This window comes from Pseudomonas sp. F01002 (genome assembly GCF_004402115.1).
GTDB classification, from domain to species: domain Bacteria; phylum Pseudomonadota; class Gammaproteobacteria; order Pseudomonadales; family Pseudomonadaceae; genus Aquipseudomonas; species Aquipseudomonas frigoris.
This window is the reverse complement of sequence record NZ_SOPU01000024.1, coordinates 209,972-231,249: the sequence shown is the minus strand read 5'-3', so window position 1 is coordinate 231,249 and position 21,278 is coordinate 209,972. Positions and strand designations below refer to the sequence as shown.

Below are 21,278 nucleotides of genomic sequence, written 5' to 3'. Positions count from 1 at the left end.
AGCCTGCCATGTTAAGTAGAACTGCCTCGGATTTGTATTGGATGTCGCGTTACCTGGAGCGGGCGGAAAACCTCGCACGGATGCTCGACATCAGTTATTCGCTGTCGCTGATGCCACAGGATGGCCGTGGTGACGGCCTGCATGAACTCGCCATGCCGTTGCTGATCACCGGCACCCTGGACGATTACCTGGAGCGCCACGGCGAATTGCACGCTGAACGGCTGCTGCATTTCTTCGCTCTGGACGCGGCCAACCCGGCGAGCATCTACAGCTGCCTCGGCGCCGCGCGGGCCAGTGCCCATGCGGTACGTGGGCGAATCACCGCCGACATGTGGGAAAACATCAATGCCACCTGGCTGGAAATTCGCGGGATAGCTGATCAAGGCTTGAGTCGCTACGGCATGAGCCGTTTCTGCGAGTGGATCAAGGAACGTTCCCACCTGTTCCGGGGCGCGTCCTACGGCACGATCATGCGCAACGATGCGTTCCGCTTTATTCGTCTGGGGACGTTTATCGAAAGGGCGGACAACACGTTGCGCCTGCTGGATGCCCGCTACGAAATGGCCGGCGATCAGGCCGAGGCGGTCAGCGACGGCACCGCTCACGCGTATTACCAGTGGAGTGCTTTGCTGCGGGCGTTGTCCTCGTTCGAGGCCTACACCGAGATCTACCGCGATGCGCCCGGCGCCCGGCATGTGGCCGAGTTGCTGTTGCTGCGTGCTGACGTTCCGCGTTCATTGCGAGCCTGCACAGAAGAAATCGACCAGATCCTTGCCCAATTGCCGGGGGCCAATGGCCGTCCCGCGCAACGCCTGGCAGCGGAAATGGATGCACGCCTGCGCTACACCGGCATCACCGAAATTCTCGATGAAGGCCTGCACGCCTGGCTGACCGAGTTCATTCCGCTGGTGCGCCAGTTGGGTAATGCCATACACAGTTCCTACTTGGAGGCTGCATGAGACTTTCCATTAGCCACGAGACCACCTATCACTACGAAGATCAGGTGCGGGCGAGCATCCAGTATCTGCGACTGACACCCCACGACAGCGAGCGCCAGCATGTGCTCAGCTGGCAGCTCGACTTGCCGCGCCCGGTGCGCGCGCAACTCGATCCGTTCGGCAACATCCTGCACGTGCTGACCCTGGACGAGCCTCACGAGGCGATCATCATCGGCGCCCGGGGTCAGGTGGACATCGACGAATTGCGTGAGGCGGAGCATGAAAGCCAGTCGGCGCTGCCGTTCCTGCGTTTCACGCGCCTGACCGAAGCCGATGAAGCCCTGCGTGCGTTCGCCGAGAAGGAGTGCAAGCAACGCCGGGATCGCACGGCGTTGATCGACTTGATGCATGGCCTCAACCAGCACATGACCTACACGCCGGGCTCCACCGAAGTGGACACCAGCGCCGCCCAGGCCTTCGCCGGGCGTTCCGGCGTCTGTCAGGACCACACCCACGCGTTTCTCGCCTGCGCTCGCAGCCTGGGCATTCCGTCGCGTTATGTGTCGGGCTATTTGTACAGCGAGAACAGCGAACACCTGGCCAGTCACGCTTGGGCGGAAGCCTGGCTCGACGACGCCTGGTACAGCTTTGACGTGACCAATGAATTGGCGCGGCCTGAGCGTCATCTGAAACTGGCGGTGGGCCTGGATTACCTGGATGCCTGCCCGGTACGTGGCATGCGGCGTGGCGGTGGTTGCGAGCAGATGCATGCGAAAGTGTTTGTTTCGCCAACACCATTACCGGTTATTTCTGTGCAACAGCAATAATCGGGGATACCGCTTCGCGAGCAAGCCCGCTCCCACATTGGATCTTTATTGATCACAGAATTTGCGTTTGGCGCAGATCAAATGTGGGAGCGGGCTTGCTCGCGAAGAGGCCAGTCCAGGCAACAAAAGGCTAGGGCTTAACTTTTCGCCCAGCCATGTGCTTCAAATACCCCACCAACCTCTCCAGATCCCCGTCCGGCAGCACCGTCACCGAAAACCCGGGCATCTTCGCCTGAGGCCACTGGCGCAAGCTCTGCGGATCACGAATGTAGCGCTTGAGGAAATCCGCGCCGAAGTACTCGGTCGGGTTAAACGGAATATTCAGGTCTGGCCCGAACTGCGCATCCCCGGCGCCGTTCAATCGATGACACGCCAGGCAATTCTTCTGAAACAGCGCAAAACCCTTGTTCACCGGATCGTCAGCCTTCAACGCCGGATCGGGCAGCAGGGCAGGGAAGCGCTCGGCCACCGGTGCCAAGCGCTTGATGCTCGCCACTTGAAAGGGCCATTGCTCGGGGCTGATATCGCTCGCCTGAGGATCGGTCCAGACCAGATAGAACGGCCCGGCGCCGGGTTTGCCTTCCGACAGCGGTGGCCACGGCTTGGCGGGTTCTTCAATCGCCAACCATGCGCGCGCACCCTGGGTATTGAGCAAGGGCGCGGCTGACAGTTCTGCGGCAAAACCATCCAGGGCTACCGCCTGTAAATGGTCTTCAGGCTTGATGCCCGTCAACAACGCAGCCAACGGAACAGCGCGATAGCTCATGTCCCGTTTGTAGGAAACGTCGTTGCTAATGGTGATGGTCTGAACCTGAGGATGCTTGAGCAATTCCTCGGTTTGCCAGGTGCGACTGCTCGCGCCCAACTCAAGGTTCAGCTGTGCGGCAGACAGAGGCGTGCTGAGCAGCAAGGCCCCGAACAAAATGAGCGTTTTCAAGTGATCGCCGTCCATGTCGTGGAAGTGCCGTAAAGGTTGGCACACCCACGCTGGCCCGGGTAGCGAGCCAGTCACATTTTTAGAGGGCGATATAAAACCTGGCGCCGTATTTTTTAATGACCGACTAGCCGATCACCTTGGTCAGGTTCGGCAAAATCAACAACAGCGTAGTGGCGAAAAGAATGAGCCCGGCTTGACGTACTTTCGATTGTTTGAACATGGCTTGACCGCCTTTATTGTTATTTCCTGATGCCTGCCTGCATTTCTCCATGACGGCAGAGCGTTGCACTTCCTGTTTGACGAGCGCCTCGGCAAAACCCGACGACAACTTCGTACAAGTTCACCTTAGAGCCCGCGTCACGCTTGGTTTAGATCCATTTCGTATGGACTTCACATAAATTGCTCTTAAAAAGGCATGAGGCCTATTGCCAGCTTCTTGGGCGCCCGTTTGCTAGACAGCTTGGTGTCCTGAATCGGTTAATTCGGTCGTTGCCTACCGTCCGTCTGAGCGTGACCGTCAACGTCTGTGAGCACTGCGGTCATTGAATCCAGGGCTGCTCGGCCTAAGGTGGGAACTCTGAATTTACTCCCCTGCCCAGGTTCGAGAACGTCATGACCCAAGCTTTTATTTTCGACGCGTTACGCACGCCCCGCGGCAAAGGCAAGGCCAATGGCGCCTTGCACAGCGTCAAACCGGTGAACCTGGTAGCCGGGCTGCTCACGGCGCTGCAACAGCGCACGTCTCTCGACACCAGTCAGGTCGACGATGTGGTACTTGGCTGCGTGACGCCCATCGGCGACCAGGGTTCCGACATCGCCAAAACCGCGACCCAGGTGGCGGATTGGGACGTCAGCGTGGCGGGTTTGCAGATCAACCGCTTCTGCGCCTCGGGGTTGGAGGCGGTGAACCTCGGCGCGATGAAAGTGCGTTCCGGCTTCGAAGACCTGGTGGTGGTCGGCGGCGTCGAGTCCATGTCCCGCGTGCCGATGGGCAGCGATGGCGGCGCCTGGGCGCAGGACCCGGAAACCAGTTTTCACAGCCATTTCGCCCCTCAAGGCGTGGGCGCTGACCTGATCGCCACGGTGGAAGGCTTCAGCCGTCAAGACGTCGATGCCTATGCGCTGCACTCCCAGCAAAAGGCTGCGCGGGCAAGGGCCGACGGTTCGTTCAACAAATCGCTGGTGCCGGTGCAGGACCAGAACGGCATTATCCTGCTCGATCACGATGAATTCATCCGCGCCGGATCAACCATGGAAGGCTTGGGCCAGCTCAAGCCGAGCTTCGAGATGATCGGGCAAATGGGCTTTGATGCCACCGCGCTTCGGGTCTTCAGCCATGTTGAGCGGATTAACCACGTGCACACGGCGGGTAACAGTTCCGGGATCGTCGATGGCGCGGCGCTGATGCTGATCGGCTCCGAAGCCAAGGGCCGGGCGCTGGGCTTGCAACCACGGGCGCGGATCGTCGCCACGGCGGTCACCAGCACCGATCCGACCATCATGCTCACCGGTCCCGCGCCGGCCACCCGCAAGGCACTGGCCAAAGCCGGGCTGCGGGTTGAAGACATCGACTTGTTCGAGGTCAACGAAGCTTTCGCCTCGGTGGTGCTGAAATTCATCAAGGACATGGCGATCGACCCGGACAAGGTCAACGTCAACGGCGGCTCCATCGCCATGGGCCACCCGCTGGGTGCCACCGGCTGCGCGATCCTCGGCACGCTGCTCGACGAACTGGAAACCCGGCGCCTGCGCTATGGCCTCGCGACGCTGTGTGTCGGCGGCGGCATGGGCATCGCCACCATCATCGATCGCCTCTGAGCCCCGACCGACTTCAAGGAAGCACTTTCATCATGACTGAAGCCATTCGTTACGAAAAAGGTCAGGACCAGATCGTCGTCCTGACCATCGACATGCCGGGCCAGAGCGCCAACACCATGAACGCGGTTTACCGCGAAGCCATGGCTGCCTGTGTTGCCAGACTCGTTGCCGACAAAGACACCATCGCCGGCGTGATCATCACCTCGGCCAAGAAAACCTTCTTCGCCGGCGGCGACCTCAATGAACTGATCAAGGTCGGCAAGCCCGAAGCCAAAGCCTTTTACGACATGGTGCTGACACTCAAAGGGCAGCTGCGAACTCTGGAAACCCTCGGCAAACCGGTGGTCGCCGCGATCAACGGCACCGCGTTGGGCGGCGGTTGGGAAATCTGCCTGGCGTGCCATCACCGGGTGGCGCTGGACGATTCTTCGGTGCAACTCGGCCTGCCGGAAGTGACCCTTGGCCTGCTGCCGGGCGGCGGCGGGGTGGTGCGCATGGTGCGGATGCTCGGTATTGAAAAAGCCTTGCCCTATCTGCTCGAAGGCAAAAAAGTCCGGCCGCAGCAGGCGTTGCGGGCAGGTTTGATTGATGAGTTGGCGGCGGATCGTGATGAACTGCTGGCCAAGGCGCGCGCCTGGATTATCGCCCATCCTTCAGCTGTGCAACGCTGGGACGTGAAGGGTTACCAAATTCCCGGTGGTACGCCGTCGAACCCGAAAGTCGCGCAAATGCTGGCCATCGCGCCGTCTATCCTGCGCAGCAAAACCCAGGGCTGCCTGCCCGCGCCAGAGAAAATCCTCTGCGCCGCGGTGGAAGGTGCTCAGGTGGATTTTGACACCGCGCACTTGATCGAAACCCGCTACTTCACCGAATTGACCACCGGCCAGGTGTCGAAAAACCTGATTGGTACGTTCTGGTTCCAGCTCAACGAAATCAATGCCGGCAGCTCGCGGCCCCAGGGCTTTGCACCTTACGTGACGCGTCGCGTGGGCGTGCTGGGCGCAGGCATGATGGGCGCCGGAATCGCCTTTGTCAGCGCGTCGGCCGGCATCGACGTGGTGCTCAAGGACATCAATCTTGCGGCCGCGCAGAAGGGCAAGGCTCATTCGGCGGTGCTGCTGGACAAGAAGGTTGCGCGTGGCCAATTGAGTGTCGATCAGCGCGATGCAACGCTGGCGCGAATTCACCCCACTGAAAGCGACGCCGATCTGGCCGGTTGTGATCTGATCATTGAAGCGGTGTTTGAAGATCGCGATCTGAAAGCCAAGGTCTCTTCGGCGGCGCAAAAAGTCGTTGGCCCGGATGCCGTGATTGCTTCCAATACGTCGACCTTGCCAATCAGCGGCCTCGCGACCGCCGTGCCGGATCAGAGCAAGTTCATCGGTCTGCATTTCTTCAGCCCCGTGGAGAAAATGCCCTTGGTGGAAATCATCAAAGGCGCCCACACCAGCAACGAAACCCTGGCTCGCGGGTTTGATTTCGTCCTGCAAATCAAGAAAACGCCGATTGTGGTCAACGACAGTCGCGGTTTCTTCACCTCGCGGGTGTTCGGCACGTTCACCAACGAAGGCATTGCCATGCTGGGCGAAGGCGTGAGCGCGCCGATGATCGAGACTGAAGCGCGCAAGGCCGGCATGCCGATCGGACCTCTGGCGATCTCCGACGAAGTTTCCCTCAGCCTGATGAGCCATATCCGCCAGCAGACCGCCAAAGACCTGCAAGCAGAAGGGAAACCGCTGATTGAGCACCCGGCGTTCGCCGTGATTGACTTGTTGCTCAACGAATACAAGCGTCCGGGCAAGGCTGGAGGGGGTGGTTTCTACGATTATCCGGCCCGTGGGCAGAAGCATCTGTGGCCAGAGCTGAAAAGCCGTTTCGAGAAGGCTGACGGGCAGATTTCGCCGAAGGACGTGCGTGATCGACTGTTGTTCGTGCAAGCCATCGAAACGGTGCGCTGTGTGGAGGAGGGGGTGTTGACCTCGACGGCGGACGCCAACGTCGGCTCGATCTTCGGCATCGGCTTCGCCGCCTGGACCGGTGGCGCGCTGCAATTCATCAATCAGTACGGCGTGAAAGATTTCGTCGCCCGCGCCCAGTACCTGGCGGAGCAGTATGGCGAGCGATTCGCACCCCCTGCGCTATTGCTGGAGAAAGCGGCTAAAGGGGAGGCGTTCTAGGGGACGGATGACGCATTCCGGGGCTTGCCTTGCCACTGTGTTTCAAGGCAGGCTCTGAGGTGTACATTATTCCCATCACGTGTCAGGTATTTTTTATGTCGTTACGCATCTGCATTCTGGAAACCGACATCCTGCGTCCGGAACTGGTCGATCAATATCAGGGTTACGGGCAGATGTTCCAGCGTCTGTTTTCGCAGCAACCCATCGCTGCCGAGTTCACCGTGTACAACGTGATGCAGGGCGAATATCCCGGCGATGAGCTGACCTTCGACGCCTATCTGGTCACTGGCAGCAAGGCCGATTCCTTCGGCACCGACCCGTGGATTGAAACCCTCAGGGCTTACCTGCTGACCCGCTACGAGCGTGGCGCCAAACTGCTGGGCGTGTGCTTCGGCCATCAACTGTTGGCGCTGCTGCTGGGCGGCAAGAGCGAACGTGCGACCCAAGGCTGGGGCGTCGGCACCCACAAGTACAAACTCGCCGCCAAGGCGCCGTGGATGAGCCCGGTGAGGGAAGAGCTGACCTTGCTGATCAGCCACCAGGATCAGGTCACCGCGCTCCCGGAAAACGCCACGGTCATCGCTTCCAGCGATTTCTGCCCGTTCGCCGCGTACCACATCAACGATCAGGTGCTGTGCTTCCAGGGGCATCCGGAATTCATTCACGATTACTCGCGGGCGTTGTTGGATATTCGTCAGGAAGCGCTGGGCGAGCAGATTTATTCGAAAGGTATGGCGAGCCTTGAGCACGAGCATCACGGCACTACCGTCGCGGAGTGGATGATGCGGTTTGTGGCGCACAAACCAGAATCTGGGGCGGTTTAAAAGATAAAAGCTTCGCGAGCAAGCCCGCTCCCACAGTGGATCTCCGGTGTTGCAGAGATCATTGTGGGAGCGGGCTTGCTCGCGAATCTCACAGACGCCGCGGTAATGGCTACAACCACCCAGACTTCTTGAAACTCGCCCACAAACCGACGCAACCAACCGCAATAAACCCCAACACCCCGAAATACCCGTAATGCCACGACAACTCCGGCATGTTCTGGAAGTTCATCCCGTAAATCCCCGCCACCGCCGTCGGGAACGCCAGAATCGCCGCCCACGCTGCAAACTTGCGCTGCACCACGCTTTGGCGTGACGCCTCCAGCAACACCCCAACCTCAATGGTCTGACTGGCAATGTCCGCCAGGGTCGTCAGGTCTTCCATCTGCCGTGTCACATGAATCTGCACATCGCGAAAGTACGGGCGCATGTTCTTGTCGATGAACGGAAAACTCAGCTTCTGCAATTCCTCACCGATCTCCACCATCGGCGCCGCATACCGACGCAAGCGCAATACATCGCGGCGCAGGCTGTGGAGCTTCTGGATGTCGTGTTCATTTAGGTGCCCACACATTACGTTGCTCTCCAGCTCATCGATCTCGGCATGGATCGCTTCACCCACGGGCTGGTAGTTTTCAATCACGAAATCGAGGATGGCATAGAGTACGAAATCTTCCCCGTGCTCCAGCAACAGCGGACGCGCCTCACAACGCTGTCGGACATAGGCGTAGGACGCTGAATGACCATTGCGTGCGGTAATGATGTAGCCGTTGCCGGCAAAGATGTGAGTCTCGATGAACTCCAGTTTGCCTTCATTCCGGATCGGCGAATACGTGACGATGAACAGTGCGTCGCCGAAGGTTTCGAGCTTCGGTCGGCTATGCTTTTCCAGGGCGTCTTCGATCGCCAGTTCGTGCAGATTGAACTGGCGTTGCAGGTTGGCCAGCTCCTGTGCGTTCGGCTCTTCGAGGCCGATCCAGACAAAGTGGTCAGGCTTTGCAGCCCAGGCAGCGCCTTCGTCGAGAGTGATATTGGTGACTTTCTTACCGGCGCTATAAACCGCAGCAGCAACAACTCTACCCATGATAGTGATTCACTTCTTATTGGCAGCTTTCTATTAGCAAAGATGGCAGTGGCAGGCAGTCTCCAGCTTAGCCCTGTCTGCTGCTTGAGAGTCAGTGAAATCTGTTGAGTTCGTAGGCAAAAGCTCGCAGGCAAAAGAAAACCCGCACAAGGCGGGTTTCTTTTACGCGGCTTGCAGTTGCCGATCCATCGAAGCGATGCACTCGCGCATCTGCTCGCGGCACTGGGCAATCAGCAGCGGCATGTCATCCAGGCTCAATCCAGCCGTAGGAATCGCCGGTAACGAGCGGATCAGAATCTTCCCACTGCCCCAACGGTTCAATCGCATGTGTTTAACGTAACTGCTGACACACACTGGAACAATCGGCACCCCGGCGGAAATGGCCATTTGAAAGGCGCCTTTCTTGAACGGCAGCAACTCTTCGCCCAGGTTGCGTGTGCCTTCCGGGAAGACCCAGATCGAAGTGTCTTCATTCTGCAGCGTGTGGGTAGTGGTCAGCATCGACTGACGCGCTTTCTGCGCATTGCCGCGATCGATCAGCACATTGCCCGCCAACCAGAACAACTGACCAAACAGCGGCACCCACTTCAGACTCTTCTTGCCGATACACACAGTACGGCGGGGCACCACGTTACCGAACACAAACAGATCGTAGTTGGACTGGTGGTTGGCGATGATCACGCAGCTGTCGGGTTTATCCATCAGCGGTCCGACGTCAGCCTTCACCCGCAGACGCAAAATGCACATCGCCGGCCATGCATAAAGACGCGCGCACAAACGGCTGTTGTCCGGATTGAACGGTCGGCACAGGCCGAGAATCACCCCGAGCACACCGGCCAGAATAAAGTGCAGGCCCATCAATAACATACGAAACACAAACAGCATTTACAGGCCCCACCGGGACAAAAGGTGGCGCAGTGTACGGATGTGCACTGTTTTCGGCAATTGCCGCTATAGAGGTGGGAGATAGGCGATGTTTGAGCGCATGTTTCCGACTTATGGGTCAGATGCGATCTAGAGCGGTTGTAGGCTATTCAACGGAGCGTGTAAGAAAAAGCCCGACACGACGGTCGGGCTTTTCGGTGTGGCACGTTTGGGTTTAAACCAAAAAATCCTGATCCTCGATGATCGCGTTGTCCAGCCTCTCCAGCAGCGCTTTGCGCACTTTGAGCTTGGTGTTCTTGTGAGCGGTCATGTTGATCTTCTTCAACTGACGAGCCGCCGCCAGCGCCGCGCCTTGCAGCTCTTCGGCCGACACCACCAGGTCGAGGAACCCGGCATCCATGGCGCTCTGCGGATTAAACATCTCAGCGTTGATCACAGAGCGGTGGAACGCCGACTTGCGCAGACGATCACGGGCCAGTTCGATACCGGCGTGGTGCATGGTCATGCCGATCTGCACCTCGTTCAAACCAATGCTGAACGGGCCGTCGACACCAATTCGGTAATCCACCGACAACAGCAGGAACGCGCCCTTGGCCACCGCATGCCCAGGGCATGCCACGATCACCGGGAACGGGTGCGCCAACAGACGACGAGCCAGGGTCGAACCGGCAGTCACCAGCGCCACGGCTTCTTTAGGACCTGAGGTCATCACCTTCAAGTCATAACCGCCTGACAGAATCCCAGGCGTACCGGTAATGATCACCACCGCACGATCAGTCACCGCCTGATCCAGCGCGGCGTTAAACGCAGCAATCACGTCCGGAGAGATGGCATTGACCTTGCCATTGCTCAAGGTCAGGGTCGCGATACCGTCTTCGAGATGGTAGGAAATCAACTCACTCATGACGCTATTCCTTTCAATAAAGTAGGGCAGACGTTACTCACCGCCGCAGGCCAGGTAAAGCGCCGTGACTGACCGCCCAGTCACCCTTTCCCCGCCCGGCAAGCGTCGCCCGCCACGCCAACCGCGCACTCCCCTCTATATAGAAGAGGGCGCGAAGCCGGAGATTGGCGGGTTTGCCATGGACTGGAACCTGCTCGAACGACTAAAACGCTAAGCGCATGAAAATTCTGAAAAAAAAATTTGCCATCGGAAAAGCTTTCGACTACATTAGCGCGCCTCGACAGACAGAACATGTTTGACGAGATACGGTGAAGTGTCCGAGTGGCTTAAGGAGCACGCCTGGAAAGTGTGTATACAAGAAATTGTATCGAGAGTTCGAATCTCTCCTTCACCGCCAAATTCGATGTAACCAAAACCCCTGATTTCGAGAGAAGTCAGGGGTTTTGTGGTTTCTGGCGTCTGGATTTTGTGGATGGCAAGGTTATTGACCCAAGCCCATCGGCGAAGACGCTTCCGAAATTCATGTAGGACGGCTGATAGGCATGTGGGAAGTAATGCTGGGAAGCCAGGTAGTTGGGTGCTTTCATAGGTTTCAGCACCTGACACGAGCCGTTTCGTGAGGGGTATTCGCTTTGCGCCTTTAGGGGGCAAAATTAATCAACGGGCAAGGCACATGACGCGGCCCATTATCTGGACGCACGCACGTTATGCAGGAACTGGAAAAGGTCCACGTGGAGATCGTCAAGCTGATGGCTGAGCAGCGCAAGCTGAACGCCGAGGCCGGAAAGATGACCCGTGAAACTTTTTGGTATCCGGTGGCTGTAGCGACAGGGTTGATTGGCACGGTGGCCACTGTCACAACTGTGTTGGTCAAGCTGCTCTAACCTGTTGGACTGCCCTAGGCCCCTCGAATGGAATCGACACTATGTCTCACCCTCGCGCCGCTTCCCGCCGCATAGCTATTTCCCTCTCCGCCGTGTTGATGAGTACCGTCTCCTTATTCGCCACTGCGTCCACGACTAAGACTTTCCCCGACGCCATAGCCAGCGACCCCGCAAAACTAGGCTGGATGGTCGGCTCACCACCACCTGCAGATCGCACCGTGCGCTTCGAAGACGGCAGCTATTTCCAGTTCCCGGCGATGCGCTGGAGTGTCTCGAACTTCCGTCAACTGATGCCTACGATCAACGTTTCACGGGGGGCTCAGTGCGCCGGTTCCATTGGTATCTGCGCTGCGCAAAGACATTGATGCGATCAGCTTCGTCCCGCTGGGCGCGAAGGCTCCGATGACCTGGGAGCAATCCCTCGCGGCCACCTACACCGACGGGATTGTGGTGATGCATCGCGGGAAAGTTGTCTACGAGCGTTACTTTGGCGTGCTGAAGCCTGAAGGCCAGCACGCGGCAATGTCGGTGACCAAGTCTGTGGTCGGCACATTAAGGGGCGATGTTGGTGGCAGAAGGGCGAATCGATGCGAACAAGCACGTCGCCGAATACGTCCCCGAACTGGCGGCTTCGGCGTTTGGCGGCGCTACGGTGCGTCAGGTCCTCGATATGACGACCGGCCTCAAATACAGCGAGGACTACACCGACCCGAACGCCGAGGTCTGGGCTCATGCAAAAGCTGGCAGCCCTCTGCCCAAGCCAAGGGACTACAGCGGTCCGCGAAGTTACTACGAGTTTTTGCAGACGGTTCAACCGCAAGGCGAACACGGTAGCGCGTTCGGCTACAAGACCGTCAATACCGATGTACTGGGTTGGATCATCGCTCGAGCGACCGGTCGCAACGTCGCACAGTTGTTGTCGGAGCGGATCTGGAGCCGTTTGGGGGCTGAACAGGACGCCTATTTCACGGTGGACTCCATTGGCACCCCGTTTGCTGGCGGCGACTTGAACACCGGTTTGCGTGACCTGGCACGATTTGGCGAGATGTTGCGTAATGACGGTCAGTTCAACGGTCAGCAAATCGTGCCCAAAGCGGTGGTTGACGACCTCCGTCGCGGCGGCGACAAGCAGGCATTCGCCCAGGCGGGTTACGATTTGTTGAAGGGTTGGAGTACCGTTCAATGTGGTGGGTGACCAACAAAGAGGGCGGAGACTTCATGGCGCGCGGGGTCCATGGGCAACGCATCTATGTCGACCCGAAAGCCGAGATGGTGATTGTTCGCTACGCCTCCCATCCGGTCGCCAGTAACTCGGCTAATGATCCGGTCACCTTGCCGGCGTTTGATGCGTTGGCTCAACATCTGTCCAGGTTGCCTTGAGTAATTATCCCCGGGCCATGCAGAAGGAAATTTAATGATCACCACCACAACCCACACGATCGAAGGCCGACAAATCACCGCCTATCTGGACATCGTCAGTGCCGAGTCGGTGCAGGGTGTCAACGTGATCCGCGATATGTTCGCCGGGATGCGGGATTTTTTCGGTGGGCGCTCTCAGACATTGGAGCGGGCGTTGAAGGAAGCACGGATTCAGGCAACCGACGAGTTGAAATCACGGGCGCGGGCACTTCAAGCTGATGCGGTGGTGGGGCTTGATTATGAGATCAGTATGCCGGCCGGGAAGGGCGGGATGGTGGTGGTGTTTGTGACCGGGACGGCGGTCAAGTTGAGGTGAATGTGTTACGAGGCCGTTCGTCGGGGACGCAATAATCTGAACTACAAGTCCGGTAATGACTGACTAGTCTCAAAAGCGTTGAAGGTCGATATTTTTCAGGCAAATAGGGCTTGCCGGTGTCGACCCTTTTTTGAGAGGGGAAAGGTATGGCTGATTCGTATATCGAAGACGACGGATCTGAGTTTTCGATCAACAATTGCGTGCAGTGTGGTCAAGCGGAGTATATGCCGGGCTTTGGTGAAAACCGGGTCCAGGTCGCCAAATTGAAATCCAAGTTGCCCCGGACCGAAAAGGCGAATTTCTTGCCCAAGAGGATGCCGCCTTCCAGGAAGTAACCGTCAACCGGACAGCCCCCGCCATTGAGCGGGGTTTTCATTTTCACAAGGTCGGCTGTCGGGATTTGGACTACAGATACACAGCCCGCTGTTAGCGATTTCTTTCACAAACTTTTCACACCCACCTACGTAGGCTCAACTCATCCGTTAGAAAGCAGTACCTGGCCCGTTCCCCAGCGGGCTTTTTTTTGCCTGTCATAAAACCTTTTCTAAAAACGCTGTCCAACCGTCGCCTATTGCGAGGTTGTACCCGTGCGTGTCTGGACTTTGTCTCCTCAAAAGCATTCAATCTCGCCCCTTTCGTTACCCCTTTTTTTGAGGTTCTTGTCATGCGTTTAACACTGCCTGCTTTGGTTCTGGGGCTTTTGGTTGCTCAAGGTGCGATGGCTGCGGGTGATGGCACTGCCGCGATCGGTGGTGGTTTGGGTGGCGCGCTGGGTAATGTGGTCGGCCAGAGCATGGGCGGCAGCACCGGTGCAGCGATTGGTGCTGGTGTAGCGGGCGCGGCCGGCAGTGCTGTTGCCGCACGCAAAGGCAGCCGCACTAAAGCAGCCATTGGTGGTGGTGTCGGCGCGGCCGGCGGTTCGATCATCGGCAACAGCTTGGGCGGCAGGACCGGTTCCACCATCGGCGCAGGCTTGGGCGGCGCATTGGGCGGCGGCGTGGGCAGCAACCTGGCCAAAGGTCACAAGCGTCACTGATCCTGATCGATCAGCTCAAAAAGCCCGGCTTGATGCCGGGCTTTTTGTATCTGGAAATTTCTTCTTCACGCTCTTCGAATTTACAGCTGTCCAACGATCAGCGCTGGCGTGATGAAAAAGCTAGACTCACGCCATCCGTAACGCGTTCTCTTACCCCCGATACGGAATTTAGAGGTTCATATCATGCGTTTGACATTGTCCACGTTGGTTCTGGGACTTTTGGTCGCTCAAGGTGCAATGGCAGCCGGTGACGGCACCGCTGCAGTTGGCGGTGGTATTGGCGGTGCGCTAGGTAACGTGGTCGGCCAGCAAATGGGCGGCAGCACGGGAGCCGCGATTGGCGCCGGTGTAGGCGGCGCGGCAGGTAGCGCGGTCGGCGCGAAGAAAGGCAGTCGCACAGAAGCGGCGATTGGTGGTGGTTTGGGGTCGGCTGGTGGCTCGGTGATCGGCAATAGCCTCGGCGGTTCTACCGGTTCGACCATTGGCGCAGGCCTGGGCGGCGCGGCGGGTGGGGCGGTAGGCAACAACCTGGGCAGCGACAGCGGCAGTTCGCACTCCGGTAGCGGCCACAATCATAAGCATAAAAACAAGCACAGGAACAAACATCACTGATTCGTCATTGAGTCACAGCAGAAACCCGGCCCAGCGCCGGGTTTTTTCGTTTCTGGAGTAGGACTCTGGAACGTTTGGTCGTGGGCCGCCTCGAACTTCATACACCCCAGAATGTTGTGAGGCATGCCATGACTCCTGAAACCGAAGGCAAGGAAGAAAAAGGCCCGAGCGGGCTTCCGTTCATTAACGATCCAGGAAACGAAGACCCAGGCTCGTTGATGGATGACGCAACGGTGCCGCTCAATGATTCTGATGATGCGGGCGATGTCGGAAATATTGAGTTCGAAGACGAGGAGGAAGAGGACGAAGAAGATTGACCCTGCTGTGCGACGGACTCGACCGATCGTCTTTCTGATCGAACGCAATGCAGGGCGCAATCCTCGAAATTTCAGGGCCTGCTTTTCAGGCCTCTCGAGAGGTGCTTTATGAACGCTGATCCGAAAGACGCCGACATCGACGATACCCCTGAATATCCATTGCCTTCACCGACCGATTCCCTGAGTCGCGATCAACGTCCGCCTGATGACGACACCGCTGTAGAACAGTTGCCGTCTGATGAAGTGAAGCGCGGGGATGTTGAAGCTCACCCTGACGACCCGGACATTGCCGGTGAAGACGGCTCAAACGAACCGAGCTGAACATACGCTGTGGCGCAGCGTCGCTCGTCGATTGTGAGGCACCTTTAAAAAGCGATCGCTGCCAGAATTCAGGTACGCACCTTGTTAAAGGAGATACACCATGATCAGGTCCAAATTGACGACCCTGACGGTGATCGGCGTGTTGTTGGCCGGCTCAATGTCGGCGTTTGCTCAGTCCTCCGGCAACGATGCACCTGTGGATAAGGGCGGGATGCCGCCATATTCTGAAATGAATGCGGGCTCAGCGGACGAGAAGGCGTTGCCGCCTGGCACTATTAAGGGTGGGAATGGTGGTGATGCAAACGGAAGTAGCACCAGCCCGGAGACGGGAAGTGGGGCGATGAGTGGTGGCGGTTCGATGGGGAGTGGTTCTGGGAGTGGGTCTGGAGGATCCGGTAGTTCGGGGCGCGCTGGAGGAGGAACGGGTGGTGCTGGTGGTGGTACGAGTGGTTCGGGTGGTTAAGTCCGAGTTCTTACCGGAAGATGAGCCCAGTTTTAACTGGGCTTTTTCCGGATACGGTATCTTTGCGCTAGCTACTCGTCGGAGATGTCAGACTCAACCCATCGCATGAAAAACTCTTCCTGAACCTCAGAATCGTTTGTCAGATTGTTTTCCTCGTAATCAAAGATACTCACTAAATCACTTCTTAATGCTTGTTTTCCCAGTGTCAGTTCATATGCTTTTACGCCTAACGACATCTGTGAGGACATACTAGAGGGGTGTACGTTTATTTTTGCTCCTTTACACAAAAAAGTTACGTCACGATGGTCTTCCCTGGCATGACCCAGGCATTTGTAAAAGTCGTCGCCAGAGTATGAATTTCGATAACCATCTTCCATAACAAAAGTAATGCTTAGATTTTCGGAGTCACAGAGAAGCTCAGCGGATTGACGCTTGCCATTTTTGATTATGAAAATCTTTACGCTGTCCACGTTCTATTTCCTGTTCGGATTTAAGGTGGTGTGACCAGATGGGCGACCATTAGCACCAATAGGGGTTACGCCTAAAATATCTTCTCTTTTGACTCCGCCTTGAATTGCTAACTCTCGCTCGCTACCAAACTTATATTTTTTCCCAAGTTCCGAAGTCAGATCTCGCCCAGGGATCATCCGTATGGTGTACAAAAAACCGCTTCTCATGTTGAATTTTGTCGCGAAATCGATGCCAACCTCTCTAACTGGGGTAGTGCTTACAAAATTGCTCGGAGGCTTGTTGCTATCTAGGGAATGGAGCAGCAAGTCATTGCTGTCGCCCTTGGTTTTAAATCCTTGTTCAAATATCTCATCTGGGTGACGACCGTCTCCACGATATAAATACAATTCCTCTGGATATGATGGGAGTTGAGCTTCCCCCTCATCAACCTTAATCTTCTCAGTCGGATCCTCATCCCCAAACGCCGGCCGCTTACACCCGTCCCCCCCAGGACACTCACTCAACCCCAACGGATCAACCCACCCCGTCGGATTCCGCGTGTACTGATACCCGTTTAACCCGCCCGCCAACTTGCTCGGATCCGGCGTCAAATACCGTCCAACATCCGGATTGTAGTAACGATGCCGGTTGTAATGCAGGCCCGTTTCCGCATCGAAATACTGCCCCTGAAACCTTAACGGTTGATCAAGTACCTGGTGGGTGTCACGGTTGAGGCGAGTCAGGCGGCCATAGGCTGTGTATCGGGCGGCCCAGATGATGTCGCCGCTGTAGTCGGTGAGTTCTTGCGGTGTGCCGAGGTGGTCGAGTTGGTAGTAGAACGGGCAGGCCTGGTGTGGGCCTTTGCCGTCGAGCATGGCCAGCGGGCGGAAGCTGCCCGGTTCGTAGACGTAGCTGCGGTAATGCTCGCGGTTGCTTTCGGCGATGAGGTGGTCGCCCTGCCAGAAGAACTCGATGGTTTTGCCGTCGACGGTTTTGCTGATGCGGCGGCCGAAGGCGTCGTAGCGGTAGGTCGCCTGGCTGCCGTTGGGCAGGGTGGCTCCGATCAGCCGATGTTGGCAGTCGTAGCGGTACTCGGTGATCAGTTTTTGCCCGGTGCCGCGGCGCTCGCGAATCAGGTTGCCAAAGGCGTCGTAGTCGTAATGGCGGTCGCCTTGCATGAGCAGGCGGTTGCCTTTGACGGTGGCCGGGCCAGGACGATCCTGCATCAGCAGGTTGCCCGCCGGATCGTGGGCGAAGCTTTCCGGTTGTTGATCGCGGGAGTGTCGGACGCGAATCAGACGGTCGAGTGGATCGTATTGGTAGCTGCGTTGGCCGTGTCGCGTGTCGGCAATGTAGTCGAGGTTGTCGTTGGCGCTGTAGGCATAGTCGCGGCGATACAGCGGTTGGAGGTGTTGGCTGACGGCGTGGGCTTTCAGACGGCCTCGGTCGTCATATTGATAGTCACTGAGCAACAGGCCTTGTTGGCGGTTTTGTTCGCGCCCGGCGAAGAATGTATGCGACGTCAATCGGGTGCCGTTGAGGTCGATGGCCGTCAGCGCACCGCCCTTGGCGTGGTGGTAATCGAGCTTGCTGTTGTCCGGCAGGCGCAGGCGATTCAGCTGACCGCAGGCGTCGTAGCCATAACGTAACGTGCCCCAGCCTTGGTGTTCGCAGATCAGCCGGTCCTGCTGGTCGTACTCGAACTCCAGCGGATGATCGTGGCCGTCGTCGACGCTGACCAGGCGGCCGAGGCTGTCGTAGCGGTATTCAACTTTGATGCCGTCGGGCAGGGTTTTGACCAGCAGGCGTCCGGCCGAATCCCGCTGATAAGCCGTCACCAACTGCGAGCCATCCTCGCCGAACTCGGTTTTCTCCAGTAACTGGCCGTTGAGGTCGTAGGCGTACGCCGTGCGTTGGCCGTCGAATCCGGTTTCCTGTCGGATCAAGCCATTGGGCGTGTAGTCCAGGAGATATTTTTCGCCGGATTCGTTTTCGATCTCGGTGAGCAACAGCTGGGCGTTGTCGTAGCGGTACTTCAGCTGGGTGCCGTCGGCATTGAGGCTGCGGCTGACCAGGTGCAGGTCGTCGACGTATTCGTAACGGGTGACGCGGCCCAGTTCATCGCGTTCGGCGGTGATTTTGCCGTAGGCGTTGTAGCTGAACGCGCGGCTGGCGCCTGTGGGAAGCGTCGTCTGGATCAGTCGGCCAACGCCATCCCATTGGTACTGGGCAACGGCGCCGTGTTCGTCCTGACGGGTAATCTGCCGCCCCAACGCATCGTAGGAAAACCGCCGTTGACCACCGTCCGGCAAGGTCTCTTCGAGCAATTGCCCCAAGGCGTTCCAGACGAACACATGCCGGCTGGTGTCCGGGTAACGGATCGACAGCAGCTGACCTTTTTCGTCGTAGTGATAGTGGGTGACATGACCGTCAGGATCGGTCGCTTCGGTGATGTCACCATGGGCATTGCGCTGATACTTCCACACGACTTTGCCGCGGTACCGCGCGTGCAGGAAACCGTTGCGATACTCGTAGGTCGTCGGTTCGTCTTCCGGCGGAATCAGCGCAACCAGGCGTCCGACCTCGTCGTAACGGTATTCGGTGACGGCGCCGAGCGGATCCTGCTCGGCAATCAGCCGGCCTTGATCGTCGTAGACCTTGAGGTGTTCGCCGCCGTCCAGCTCGACCTTGCGCACCAGCCGCGCCCGGTCGTCGTGCTCGTAAATCTCTTCGCTACCGTCGGCGTTCTTAACCAGCACATTGCCGTTGTTGTCCCAGACATATCGCGTGTCCATCTGCGAAAAAGTCGCCCAATGCCGCACGCACCGGGCCGCTTTGCCGGCACGCTCCCACTCCCAGTAGAAACTCGCCCCCCCGGCTAACTGCCGCTGCAGAATCACGTGCTGATCGTCGTAGTCGTAGCGTTCGCTTTCGCCGGCGGCATTGGTCGCTTCGATCAAGCGATGACGAGCGTCGTAGCGGTAGGCAACCAGTGTTTGCTCAGTACGCCAGGCGTCTTCCAGGGTGTCGGCCGGATGAAAACGCTGATACTCGACGGCGACCATGTGCCGGCGCTCATAGCGCAACAGAAGGGAGCGCCCTGCGCCGTTATCGAGGCGCTTGATCCTGTCAGAAAAGTCCCGCTGCACCGTCAGCCGATTGCCGTAGGCATCGCTAATGGCCGTCAGACGTCCAGCACAAAAGTGGAAAAAACGCGCTTTTTCGCCAGCCAGGGCGAGGATCAATTCTTCGGGTTCATCGCCGAGATAAATCGCCGCCCGCGATAGGCTGTTGTGAATCGTCGGGCGCTCGCTACTCGGTAGCGGAAAGGTCGTACGACGGTTTTCGTGGTCGATCCAGATGACGGTGTCGCCATCGATTTCCAGGTGATGCGCGAGGGAGTGACTCCAGCCGAATCCGAGCCCGCAATCGATCTCCACCGCACTGGTGCGATAGAGCCGGGTGAAGTCGAACGGCAAAATCCCGTCCAGCGCACCGTCGGTCAGCGTGAGCAGTTCCTCGCCCGTGACCATCGATACCGGACAGCCATTGGTACAGGTCAACGGTCCGCAATCGGCGCTGTCGCCGTTGGGGTTTTTCGCCTGATCCGGGGCATCGTCGCGATGTTCCTGCCTGCCAATCCTGGTCATGGCTTCAGACTTGTCGCGAGCAATGGCCACCGGATTTTTCACCAACAGAAGCGGCGCAACCCCAGCGGTGATTTGCAACGACACGGCGGGCGCAGGTTTGATCGGTGCATTCCGGGCATTGACCATCAGCGGTTTGAGCGCGCCAGCGTGGGCTGTCAGGTCGGACCTGGCGGTGAGCTTAGCCAATCGCAAACTGGCGGCCGCCAGCCATTGCCGGGACTGCGGGGACTTGATCCTGGACAGCACCTTCTCACTCAGACGCAATTCCAGTCCCGCAGGACCGGTAAGGCACATGAGTAAGAAACTGATCAACATCTCCGTACGAATTTCCGCCACGACCTCGGCGATGTACTGCGGCGGCAGCATCCTCAGCCAACTGGTGAGGGCCGCGAGATGAATGAACATCAACGGCTCGTCGCTCAGCATCAGCAACACCTTCGCGATGGACTCCGCCGAAGCGTTCAGCAGTGTTTCAAGCTCGGATCGGGTCAGGTATTCCAGGAGTTTTTCGCTGTTGGCCTGCAGGTCCGCGATCAGGGCGTAAATCTGCTTCACGTCATCCCACAAACCGTTCAGCGAGTTCTCGAAGCCGCGCCAGTCAGCCTGTTGCAGCATGCCGTAGCGCTTGATGAAACCGGCCTGGGAGAACCCCGCCCACGCTGGTTCGAACTCGGTCGTCCACTCGTTGCGCAGCCAACCTTCCAGCTCGCCGATGACGTCCTGATAGGAGGCGTAAAGTGCTTTGACGTGATCAGCGGATACATCGGGAAAAAAGGTGATGCGATAACGCTGGCCGCGCTGGCAATCGGGGATTTCCAGGATGCCGCTGGGGCCGATCTCGTCGTAGATCGGTTTGCCAAATGTCTGCTTGCCTGCCACGTCGGAAATCAAAGGTTCAAGCATCACCGGCGTATTGCCGATCGGCACGAAACGCGCTGCCTCAAACATATGCACCAGAGTCAACGGACCGCTGGCCGGGCACGCGGCGACTGTCGCACTGACAGGCGTAGTCGAATTCTTCGGCGCGCTTAGACGGACTTCGTTGCCGACCTTGAAAACTTGCTCGACATCCAGGGCCTTGCCGGTCCAGAAACTTTCAGCCCAGGCGTCGTAGTCGTTCAGGCACAGTCGAAAATCACCCAGCAGCGCTTCGACATTCGGCTGGTCAGGGTCCATGGCGGCGAGCACCAACAGCCCGATGGTGTTGTTCAAGGCCAGGAGGTTGTCAGGTATGAACATTCGCAGTCCCTCGCGCGGATCAATTCAGAGCGCGAGACTTTGCGGGGGATCGGCGGGGAAAGAAGTCGGGAAAGTAAGTGTTTGGTGTAGGGGAAATCGCTAAATGACGGAGAGCACTTCGGCGCAGGTTTTAGCACCGCTCAGGCATTGCCCGTTGCCCTATGCCCGCCGCGCTCGCTA

The 21,278-nt window shown here is 58.0% G+C and carries 18 protein-coding genes, 1 tRNA gene and 1 pseudogene; 14 read left to right on the top strand and 6 right to left on the bottom strand.

Annotated features, from left to right (window positions below; genetic code table 11):
- Positions 1 to 8 precede the first annotated feature (8 nt).
- Both E3W21_RS21925 and E3W21_RS21920 read left to right on the top strand, forming a co-directional pair.
- Entirely contained in the window at positions 9 to 959 is a 951-nt protein-coding gene (locus tag E3W21_RS21925) for an alpha-E domain-containing protein (protein WP_008148807.1), read from the top strand.
- Positions 956 to 1,765, top strand: a complete 810-nt coding sequence (locus E3W21_RS21920) for a transglutaminase family protein (RefSeq protein WP_134421816.1) — start codon at positions 956 to 958, stop codon at positions 1,763 to 1,765. The genes E3W21_RS21925 and E3W21_RS21920 overlap by 4 nt, the downstream gene beginning before the upstream one ends.
- A 130-nt stretch (positions 1,766 to 1,895) precedes the next feature.
- On the opposite strand, the gene E3W21_RS21915 is transcribed toward E3W21_RS21920, so the two are convergent.
- Entirely contained in the window at positions 1,896 to 2,717 is an 822-nt protein-coding gene (locus tag E3W21_RS21915) for a cytochrome c (protein ID WP_134421815.1), read from the bottom strand.
- Between the two features lie 597 nt (positions 2,718 to 3,314).
- Here E3W21_RS21915 and E3W21_RS21910 point away from each other — a divergent pair.
- From E3W21_RS21910 to E3W21_RS21900, 3 genes are all read left to right on the top strand, one after another.
- On the top strand, positions 3,315 to 4,520 hold the full coding sequence (locus E3W21_RS21910) for an acetyl-CoA C-acetyltransferase (RefSeq protein ID WP_134421814.1): 1,206 nt from the start codon (positions 3,315 to 3,317) through the stop codon (positions 4,518 to 4,520).
- A gap of 32 nt (positions 4,521 to 4,552) precedes the next feature.
- Entirely contained in the window at positions 4,553 to 6,697 is a 2,145-nt protein-coding gene (locus E3W21_RS21905; RefSeq protein ID WP_134421813.1) for a 3-hydroxyacyl-CoA dehydrogenase NAD-binding domain-containing protein, read from the top strand.
- 95 nt (positions 6,698 to 6,792) lie between these two features.
- Positions 6,793 to 7,521, top strand: a complete 729-nt coding sequence (locus E3W21_RS21900) for an amidotransferase (protein ID WP_134421812.1) — start codon at positions 6,793 to 6,795, stop codon at positions 7,519 to 7,521.
- Between the two features lie 109 nt (positions 7,522 to 7,630).
- On the opposite strand, the gene E3W21_RS21895 is transcribed toward E3W21_RS21900, so the two are convergent.
- From E3W21_RS21895 to E3W21_RS21885, 3 genes are all read right to left on the bottom strand, one after another.
- Complete coding sequence (locus E3W21_RS21895; RefSeq protein WP_134421811.1) at positions 7,631 to 8,602, bottom strand: magnesium and cobalt transport protein CorA; 972 nt, start codon at positions 8,600 to 8,602, stop codon at positions 7,631 to 7,633.
- A gap of 162 nt (positions 8,603 to 8,764) precedes the next feature.
- Positions 8,765 to 9,487: a 1-acylglycerol-3-phosphate O-acyltransferase gene (locus E3W21_RS21890; protein WP_134421810.1), complete on the bottom strand. Its 723-nt coding sequence runs from the start codon at positions 9,485 to 9,487 to the stop codon at positions 8,765 to 8,767.
- Between the two features lie 214 nt (positions 9,488 to 9,701).
- The gene (locus E3W21_RS21885) at positions 9,702 to 10,391 is read right to left on the bottom strand and encodes a crotonase/enoyl-CoA hydratase family protein (RefSeq protein ID WP_129442561.1); all 690 of its coding nucleotides are present in this window, start codon (positions 10,389 to 10,391) and stop codon (positions 9,702 to 9,704) included.
- A 64-nt stretch (positions 10,392 to 10,455) separates the two neighbouring features.
- Here E3W21_RS21885 and E3W21_RS31225 point away from each other — a divergent pair, with 64 nt between their 5' ends.
- From E3W21_RS31225 to E3W21_RS21845, 9 genes and pseudogenes are all read left to right on the top strand, one after another.
- Positions 10,456 to 10,605, top strand: coding sequence for a hypothetical protein (locus E3W21_RS31225; RefSeq protein WP_166793858.1), 150 nt, complete (start codon positions 10,456 to 10,458; stop codon positions 10,603 to 10,605).
- Positions 10,606 to 10,698: 93 nt separating this feature from the next.
- Positions 10,699 to 10,788, top strand: a tRNA-Ser gene (locus E3W21_RS21880).
- Positions 10,789 to 11,098: 310 nt separating this feature from the next.
- Positions 11,099 to 11,275 (top strand): hypothetical protein, encoded by a 177-nt coding sequence (locus tag E3W21_RS31220; RefSeq protein ID WP_166793857.1) that lies wholly within the window; start codon positions 11,099 to 11,101, stop codon positions 11,273 to 11,275.
- A 98-nt stretch (positions 11,276 to 11,373) separates the two neighbouring features.
- Positions 11,374 to 12,655 (top strand): annotated as a pseudogene (locus E3W21_RS21875) (serine hydrolase domain-containing protein).
- A 34-nt stretch (positions 12,656 to 12,689) separates the two neighbouring features.
- Positions 12,690 to 13,010, top strand: a complete 321-nt coding sequence (locus E3W21_RS21870; RefSeq protein ID WP_134421809.1) for a YbjQ family protein — start codon at positions 12,690 to 12,692, stop codon at positions 13,008 to 13,010.
- 664 nt (positions 13,011 to 13,674) lie between these two features.
- Positions 13,675 to 14,046 (top strand): hypothetical protein, encoded by a 372-nt coding sequence (locus E3W21_RS21860; RefSeq protein WP_033055724.1) that lies wholly within the window; start codon positions 13,675 to 13,677, stop codon positions 14,044 to 14,046.
- A 183-nt stretch (positions 14,047 to 14,229) separates the two neighbouring features.
- Complete coding sequence (locus E3W21_RS21855) at positions 14,230 to 14,658, top strand: glycine zipper domain-containing protein (RefSeq protein ID WP_129442599.1); 429 nt, start codon at positions 14,230 to 14,232, stop codon at positions 14,656 to 14,658.
- Between the two features lie 128 nt (positions 14,659 to 14,786).
- A complete protein-coding gene (locus E3W21_RS21850) occupies positions 14,787 to 14,975 on the top strand; it encodes a hypothetical protein (protein ID WP_129442602.1) in 189 nt (62 codons plus the stop codon).
- A gap of 108 nt (positions 14,976 to 15,083) precedes the next feature.
- Entirely contained in the window at positions 15,084 to 15,296 is a 213-nt protein-coding gene (locus tag E3W21_RS21845; protein WP_134421808.1) for a hypothetical protein, read from the top strand.
- A 534-nt stretch (positions 15,297 to 15,830) separates the two neighbouring features.
- Here the strand turns inward: E3W21_RS21845 and E3W21_RS21835 are convergent.
- Positions 15,831 to 16,229 (bottom strand): hypothetical protein, encoded by a 399-nt coding sequence (locus E3W21_RS21835; RefSeq protein ID WP_134421806.1) that lies wholly within the window; start codon positions 16,227 to 16,229, stop codon positions 15,831 to 15,833.
- Between the two features lie 3 nt (positions 16,230 to 16,232).
- A complete protein-coding gene (locus E3W21_RS21830; RefSeq protein ID WP_134421805.1) occupies positions 16,233 to 21,098 on the bottom strand; it encodes an RHS repeat-associated core domain-containing protein in 4,866 nt (1,621 codons plus the stop codon).
- Positions 21,099 to 21,278 lie beyond the last annotated feature (180 nt).